The following is a 3,157-nucleotide window of genomic DNA, read 5'->3' on the forward strand; positions in this document are numbered from 1 at the left end:
CCGGGCCCTCGCCGAGCCACACGGTGCCGGCCGAGCCGCGGCCGATCACCTGGTGGACCGTGTACCGGCTGCCGATCTTGCGTGCCAATGCTGCTCCGTGGGCTCGTGAGGTCGGTGCTCGACGAACAACCTACGCGCCCGGAAGCCCTCCGAGGGCCGTGGAAGGCCCCCCGCGAGCTATCGATCCGGTGGATTTTCGTTGGATTGTCGACAAAGCGTCAATTCTGGCTGCCGGTCAGGCCGCTGATCCAGGTGCGGGCCTCGTCGAACCAGCCGACCACGTTGTCCCAGTAGTGCGGCAGCGGGGTGAAGTTCCACAGCGCGAGGGCCGCGACCGCGAGCACCAGGATCACCATCAGGCAGCCCTTCAGGCAGCCCAGGCCGGGGATCCACATCCGGTTGCGGCTGCGCCGGCGGGGCTCCCGCTCGCGCGGCGGCTCCGGCTCGCGCACCGGCGGCTCCGGGCGGCGCTGCGGGGCCGGCTCGGCCCGCCGCGGCGGCGCGGCCGGCGGGTAGCCGCCCTGCTGCGGCGCGGGGTAGCCCTGCGCGGCCTGCTGCGCCTGGTACGGCGGCGGGGCGACCGGCGGCCGCTGGGCGTAGCCGCCCTGCTGCGGCCGCCCGCCCTGCGGGTCGCGGTAGCCGGCGGGCGGCTGCTGCCGACCGCCCGGCGGCGGGTACTGGCCCTGGCCGGGCGGCGGGTACTGCCCCTGCTGCGGGTACTGACCGCCCTGGCCCTGCTGCGGCTGGTACGGACCCTGCTGCGGGGCGTACCGGCCGCCCTGCGGCGGGCGCGGGGCCTGGCCGCCCTGCGGGCCCGGCGCGGGCGGCGGGTACTGGCCGGCCTGGTAGGGGCGCGGGGCGACCTGCGGCTCGCCCAGCTCCTGCGGGTCGAAGTAGCCGATCTGGGTCTGCTGGTTGCGGTCCCGGGCGGCCCGGAGCTGGGTCTGCCACGGGTGCGGGCCCTGCGGCTCGGGCGCGGCGGCCGGCTCGGGCGCGGCGGGCATCAGCCGGGTGCGGTCTGGGGCCGGGGCGCCCATCACCTGGGTGTGGTCCTCCGAGCCGGCGCCGCCGCCGCGCATCACCTGGGTGCGGTCCTCGGCCCCGGCCGGCGGCTGACGGTTCGTCATGACCTGGGTGGCGGCGGCCGGGTCGAAGGCGCCGGCCAGGGTGGCGTCGTGGGCGGGCGCCAGCGCCGGGTCGGCGACCAGCAGTGCGCCGACCGCCAGCGCGGCGTCCACCGCGGCCGGGGAGGCGTGCACGCCGACGCCGGCCGCGACCACCCGCAGCGCCTCGGCCAGCGAGACCGCTGTGGGCCGCTCGGCCGGGTCCTTGCGCAGGCAGCGCTCGACCACCGTCCACAGCGGCTCGGGCATGGTGCGCGGGCGCTGCGGCTCCTGGGCGAGGTGGGCCTGCAGGATGGCCAGCGGGTTGTCGCCCTGGAACGGCTGCTGCCCGGTGACCAGCTCGTACAGCATGATGCCGGCGCCGTAGACGTCCACCGCGGAGGTCTGCGGGCGGCCCTCGGCGGACTCCGGGGCGACGTACGCGGGAGTGCCGACGAACTCGTGGGTGCGGGTGATCCCCGGGGAGTCGGCGAGCCGGGCGATGCCGAAGTCCGTGAGCATCGGGTACATCCGCTCGGCGCCGTCCACGTTCGCGGTGGCCAGCAGCACGTTGGCGGGCTTCAGGTCGCGGTGCACGACGCCGTCGGCGTGGCTGGCCGCCAGCGCGTCCGCGATCTGCGCCATCAGCAGGGCGCCGGCAATCGGCGACAGCGGGCCGGACTCGCGCAGGTAGCGGTACAGGTCGGGGCCTTCGACCAGGTCCATCACGAGGGCGAGCAGTTCGCCCTCCACCACCAGGTCGCGGGTGCGCACGATGTTGGGGTGGGTGAGGCGCAGCAGCACCGAGCGCTCGCGCAGGAAGCGCATCACGACGTCCGGGTCGGCGGCGAGCTCCTCCCGGAGCACCTTGACCGCCACCGCCTGCCCGGGCACCAGGCCCGGCACCGCGGCGTCCTCGCGGACCCGGCCACGCCAGACCGTGCCGGTCGCGCCGCGTCCGAGGCTCTCCTCGAGCAAGTACTTGCTGCCGACAGGCCGCACCTGTGCACTCCGTTCGGTCACCCGACACCCGCTGCCGGGGGCCGCGTTCCGGCACTCCCCCGTTCGAGGCGAACGGCGCCGGGGCCTTCTTCCCGGCAACTCTAACGGTGCCCGCGCAGGTTTCCGAGGCGGCGACGGGAGCGACGCGGGGGCGCGCCGTGACGGGGGTGACGGCGTTCCTTGACCTGACGTGGCGTCGGCTTCACCATGGCGATGATCGCAAGATCGTCAAATCCGGTACCGTGCGCGGAGTGTCCGCCCCGAGTGGCAGGATGACAGGCACCACCCGTGTGCAGAAGGGACCCCGGGCGAGATGCAGATCCGGCTCACCGTCCTTCGACCGCGCAGCGGCCCCGCCGCCCCCGGGAGCTCTGCCGACGTCCTGGTCACGGCCCCGGCCGGCACCGTGCTCGGAGCGGTCGCCACCGCGCTGGCGGCGGCGGTCGGCGTCCGCGGTCCGCGCTCCGCCACCCACGTCCACCTCTACGCCGGTGACGCCCGGCTGGACGAGCAGGCCCCGCTCGGGCACCCCCCGCTGATCGACGGCGCGGTGCTGGCGCTGAACGAGCCCGACCCGGACGCCGACGGCGAGGTCGAGCCGCCCGCCGCCGAACTGCGCGTGGTCGGCGGACCGGACGCGGGCGGCGTGCACCGGCTGCACGGCGAGCAGATCCGGATCGGCCGCTCCACCGACGCCGACGTGCCGCTCGACGACCCGGACGTCTCCCGGCTGCACGTCGCACTGACCCTCGGCGCCGACGGCCGGGCGACCGTCCGCGACCTCGGCTCCACCAACGGCACGCTGCTCGACGAGCGCTACCTGCACGACGAGGCCGCCGAGCTGCTGCCCGGCGCGCTGCTGCGGATCGGCGAGTCCACCCTGCAGCTCGCCCGCCCGGACGCGATAGCCGCCCCGCCGCAGGCCACCACCCCCGACGGCACGGGCCACCTGCGGCTCGCCCCGCGCCCGACCGCGCGCACCGGACTGGGCCGCCCGGCCGGCGCCGAACCCGCCGCCGAGCCCGCCACGCAGCCCTCCGGGCGCGGCCGCT

Annotated in this window: 2 protein-coding genes; one reads left to right on the forward strand and one right to left on the reverse strand. The window is 76.6% G+C overall.

All coding sequences use genetic code 11. The annotated features are described in order from the left end of the window. Positions 1 to 218: 218 nt before the first annotated feature. Positions 219 to 2,105: a protein kinase gene (locus AB0K51_RS34710; RefSeq protein ID WP_363462270.1), complete on the reverse strand. Its 1,887-nt coding sequence runs from the start codon at positions 2,103 to 2,105 to the stop codon at positions 219 to 221. A 313-nt stretch (positions 2,106 to 2,418) separates the two neighbouring features. On the opposite strand from AB0K51_RS34710, the gene AB0K51_RS34715 reads away from it, so the two are divergent. Next, on the forward strand, positions 2,419 to 3,157 hold a 739-nt coding region (locus tag AB0K51_RS34715; RefSeq protein ID WP_363462272.1), incomplete at its 3' end, for an FHA domain-containing protein.

This window comes from Kitasatospora sp. NPDC049285, assembly GCF_040678815.1.
Classification (GTDB): Bacteria; Actinomycetota; Actinomycetes; order Streptomycetales; family Streptomycetaceae; genus Kitasatospora.